Here is a 3,938-nt window from a genome sequence, read left to right as displayed (position 1 = left end):
TGGCTAGCCGCCGGCCTGCCGCTGATTGTCGCAACCCCCGTGCTCGGCCTGTTGCTCAACCTCGACATGGTCGCGACCGGCGCGGTGGCGCTGACACTGCTGGCGGGCACCCCGGCCCTGACCTTCACCGGCATGATCGGCGCGGCGCTGGCGGTGACCCTGCACCGCGGCGGGCTGCTGATGGCGGTGCTGGTGCTGCCGCTGTCGATTCCCGTGCTGATTTTCGGGGTTGCGGCCTCGCAGGCCGTGATCGTCGGTCCGATGTCGTTCGGCGCACCGTTCTCGATCCTGTGCGCGCTGTCCCTGGTCAGCCTCGTGATTGGCCCCTTCGCAGCCGCAGCGAGCCTGCGGCACGGGCTCGACTGAGATGCGCTGGACTGACCTTGACCCCGATCAACTTTCGTCCCTCGCTTTCGTGCTGATTGCCTGAGCGGCCACCGATGATTATCAGGGCACCATGACGCTGATCGACCTCGCCAACCCCACGCGGTTCCTCGCGCTGACAGCGCGGGTCCTGCCGTGGCTCGCGGCCGCGACCGTGCTCCTCCTTGCAATCGGTCTCTATCAAATCGCGCTTGCGCCCGACGACTATCAGCAAGGCGCGACCGTGAAGATCATGTTCATCCACGTGCCCAATGCCTGGCTGTCGATGTTCGTCTGGGGCGTGATGAGCATCGCTTCGCTCGGCACGCTGGTGTGGCGGCATCCGCTCGCCGACGTCGCCGCCAAGGCCGCAGCGCCGATCGGCGCCGCCTTCACCTTCCTCGCACTGCTGACGGGCTCGCTGTGGGGCCGGCCGATGTGGGGCACCTATTGGGAGTGGGATGCGCGGCTCACTTCGGTGCTGATCCTGTTCCTGATGTATCTCGGCCTGATGGCGCTGTGGCGCGCCGTGGACGATCCCTCGCGCGCCGCACGCGCCGCCGCGGTGCTGACCCTGGTCGGCGCGCTCAACCTGCCGATCATCAAGTTCTCGGTCGACTGGTGGAATACGCTGCACCAGCCGGCCTCGGTGATGCGCATGGGCGGCTCGGCCCTCGACAAATCGTTCCTGATTCCGCTGCTGGTGATGGCGATCGCCTTCACGCTGCTGTTCGTCACGCTGCATCTGGCGGCGATGCGCAATGAAATCCTGCGCCGCCGGGTCCGCTCCCTGCAAATGATGCAGGCGAGCCGGGTCGCATTCTCGAGCGAAATGGGCGCCGGTTCGCGCGGACAAAACGCGTCGAAAGAAATTGGGGCCGCAGGATGATGTCGCTCGGTCCTTATGCATCCTTCATCGTGACGTCCTATGCCGCAGCGGCCCTCGTGGTCGTGATCCTGATCGGCTGGATCGTGCTCGACTATCGCAACCAGACGCAGCGCCTGCGCGAGCTCGACCGCAGCGGCATCACCCGCCGCTCCGGCCGTAGCGCCATGGACGCATCATGAGCGAACGATCGACCTCCGCAGCGCCGCAGCGCCGCACTTTCCTGATGGTGCTGCCGCTGATTGCGTTCATCGCACTGGCGCTGCTGTTCTGGTTCCGGCTCGGCAGCGGCGATCCCTCGCGGATTCCCTCCGCGCTGATCGGTCGTCCCGCGCCGCAGACGGCGCTGCCGCCGCTCGAGGGATTGCAGATCGACAATGCGCAGGTGCCGGGCCTCGATCCCGCCGCGTTCAAGGGCAAGGTCAGCCTGGTCAATGTCTGGGCATCCTGGTGCGTGCCCTGTCATGACGAGGCGCCGCTTTTGACCGAGTTCGCCAAGGACAAGCGCTTCCAGCTCGTCGGCATCAACTACAAGGACGCGTCCGACAATGCGCGGCGCTTCCTCGGGCGCTACGGCAACCCGTTCGGTCGCGTCGGCGTGGATGCCAACGGCCGCGCCTCGATCGAATGGGGCGTCTACGGCGTGCCCGAAACCTTCGTCGTCGGCCGCGAAGGCACCATCGTCTACAAGCTGGTCGGCCCGATCACGCCGGACAATCTGCGCAACGTGTTGTTGCCGCAGATGGAGAAGGCGCTGGGGGCGGGCTCGTAAGGCAGCTCGTGCCCCGGACGCAGCGCAGCGATCCTTCATCGATGCGCTGCAGAGCCGGGGCCCATCTCACCACGGCCGCATTGCCGGAAAGAGCCTGGGTCCCGGCTCGCGCTTCGCGCGTCCGGGACACGAGAGCTTACCCCTTCCTGACATCCCCCGCGTCCGCCTCGCTCGCTTCCAGCGACGCCGGCTCGAGGTGGTAGCGCTTGGTCAGCGGCATCTGGGCGATGGCGAAGACCATGGTCAACGGGGTCACGCCGAACACCTTGAAGTTCACCCAGAAGTCGGTGCTCTGGGTGCGCCAGACGATCTCGTTCAGCACCGCCATGCCGGCAAAGAACAGCGCCCAGCGCAGGGTGAGGATGCGCCAGCCCTGCGGCGTCAGATTGAACATCTGGTTGAACATGACGGCGATGAAGGAGCGGCCGAACAACAGGCCGCCGCCGAGGATCGCAGCGAACAGGCCGTAGATGATGGTCGGCTTGAGCTTGATGAAGGTCTCGTCGTGCAGCACCAGCGTCAGCGTGCCGAACACCAGCACGATCACGCCCGTGACGATCGCCATGATCGGAATGTGGCGCGTCACCACATAGGAGGCGACCATCGCCGCCACGATCGCGACCATGAAGGCGCCGGTCGCCGCGAACAGATTGAACTTCGCGTTCACGAAGAAGAACACGAGCAGCGGCCCGAGCTCGGTCGCCAGCTTGAACAGCGGATGCGGCTGGGTCTTGTCCATTCTTCAGCTTTCGATTCCGGCAATGGCGCGGGCGAAGTCGCGCGCGGTGAACGGCGCGAGATCGTCGACGCCTTCGCCGACGCCGATGAAATGCACCGGCAGTTTGAACTTCTCCGCGAGCGCCACCAGAATGCCGCCGCGCGCGGTGCCGTCGAGCTTCGTCATCACGAGGCCGGTGACCCCGGCGGTGCGATGGAAGGCCTCGACCTGCGACAGCGCGTTCTGACCGACGGTCGCATCGAGCACAAGCAGCACGGCATGCGGCGCAGTGTCATCCACCTTGCGGATCACACGCACGACCTTTTCGAGCTCGTTCATCAGCTCGGCCTTGTTCTGCAGCCGGCCGGCGGTGTCGATCAGGAGCACGTCGATAATCTGCTCCTTCGCCGCCGTCAGCGCGTTGAAGGCAAGGCTCGCCGAATCCGAGCCCTGCGCGCCCGCGATCACGGGCGTCTTCGTCCGCTCGCCCCACACCTTGAGCTGCTCGATCGCCGCAGCGCGAAACGTGTCGCCGGCGGCCAGCATCACCTTGCGGCCTTCGGAGGCGAATTTCTGCGAGAGTTTTCCGATGGTGGTGGTCTTGCCCGAGCCGTTGACCCCGACCACGAGGATCACGAACGGCTTCCTGGCCGTATCGATCTCGAGCGGCTTTGCCACCGGCGCCAGCACCTTCTCGACCTCGGTGGCGACGACGTCCTTGACCTCGTCCGCCGAGATCGCCTTGTCGTAGCGTCCAGTGCCGACGGCGTCCGCGATCCGCACCGCGACTGACGTGCCGAGATCGGCGCGCAGCAGCACGTCCTCGATGTCGTCGAGCATGGCGCGGTCGAGCTTGCGCTTGGTGACGAGGTCGGCGACCGCGGTCCCGAGCGAGGACGAGGTGCGCTTCAGCCCGTTGGACAGGCGGCGCCACCAGCTCAGCTTGGGGGGATCTGACGTGGTATCGTTCATGGCGGGGGTGTGTTAGCCGTTCCGGCTGCCAAACGAAAGTCTTGACCGAAAGTCTTGCAATTGCTCGATGTTCCCCAATTGACGGCCGATGAAATTCTGGCCCGCGTGCTCCATCGCGACGGGCTGATGCTGATCATCGACAAGCCGGCCGGCCTGCCGGTGCATCGCGGTCCCAAGGGCGGCGCCAATCTGGAGGCCTCGTTCGACGCGCTCTGCTTCGGCCTGCC

The 3,938-nt window shown here is 65.9% G+C and carries 6 protein-coding genes and 1 pseudogene; 5 read left to right on the top strand and 2 right to left on the bottom strand.

The genetic code is table 11. The features are described 5' to 3' along the window. The 4 genes from IC66_RS0127785 to IC66_RS0127770 form a co-directional block, all read left to right on the top strand. Nucleotides 1–366 (top strand): heme exporter protein CcmB (locus IC66_RS0127785; protein WP_038949858.1); only part of this gene is annotated, 366 nt, incomplete at its 5' end. A gap of 91 nt (nt 367–457) precedes the next feature. Then, nucleotides 458–1,252 (top strand): heme ABC transporter permease, encoded by a 795-nt coding sequence (locus tag IC66_RS0127780; RefSeq protein ID WP_028139235.1) that lies wholly within the window; start codon nt 458–460, stop codon nt 1,250–1,252. After that, nucleotides 1,252–1,431, top strand: a complete 180-nt coding sequence (ccmD, locus tag IC66_RS0127775; protein WP_038949857.1) for a heme exporter protein CcmD — start codon at nt 1,252–1,254, stop codon at nt 1,429–1,431. Before IC66_RS0127780 ends, ccmD begins: the two co-directional genes overlap by 1 nt. Next, nucleotides 1,428–2,021: a DsbE family thiol:disulfide interchange protein gene (locus tag IC66_RS0127770; RefSeq protein ID WP_038949856.1), complete on the top strand. Its 594-nt coding sequence runs from the start codon at nt 1,428–1,430 to the stop codon at nt 2,019–2,021. Before ccmD ends, IC66_RS0127770 begins: the two co-directional genes overlap by 4 nt. A 136-nt stretch (nt 2,022–2,157) precedes the next feature. Here IC66_RS0127770 and IC66_RS0127765 read toward each other — a convergent pair whose 3' ends face one another. Beyond that, nucleotides 2,158–2,760: a septation protein A gene (locus IC66_RS0127765; RefSeq protein WP_038949855.1), complete on the bottom strand. Its 603-nt coding sequence runs from the start codon at nt 2,758–2,760 to the stop codon at nt 2,158–2,160. Nucleotides 2,761–2,763: 3 nt separating this feature from the next. Then, nucleotides 2,764–3,711, bottom strand: a complete 948-nt coding sequence (gene ftsY / locus IC66_RS0127760; RefSeq protein ID WP_038949854.1) for a signal recognition particle-docking protein FtsY — start codon at nt 3,709–3,711, stop codon at nt 2,764–2,766. A gap of 60 nt (nt 3,712–3,771) precedes the next feature. Between ftsY and IC66_RS48470 the strand changes: the two are divergent. Continuing rightward, nucleotides 3,772–3,938: pseudogene (locus IC66_RS48470) on the top strand (RNA pseudouridine synthase); the annotation flags it as partial.

The organism is Bradyrhizobium genomosp. III, assembly GCF_000261705.1.
GTDB lineage: Bacteria > Pseudomonadota > Alphaproteobacteria > Rhizobiales > Xanthobacteraceae > Bradyrhizobium > Bradyrhizobium ottawaense.
The sequence above is the reverse complement of the archived record's forward strand: the minus strand, read 5'-3'. Positions and strand labels throughout refer to the sequence as shown.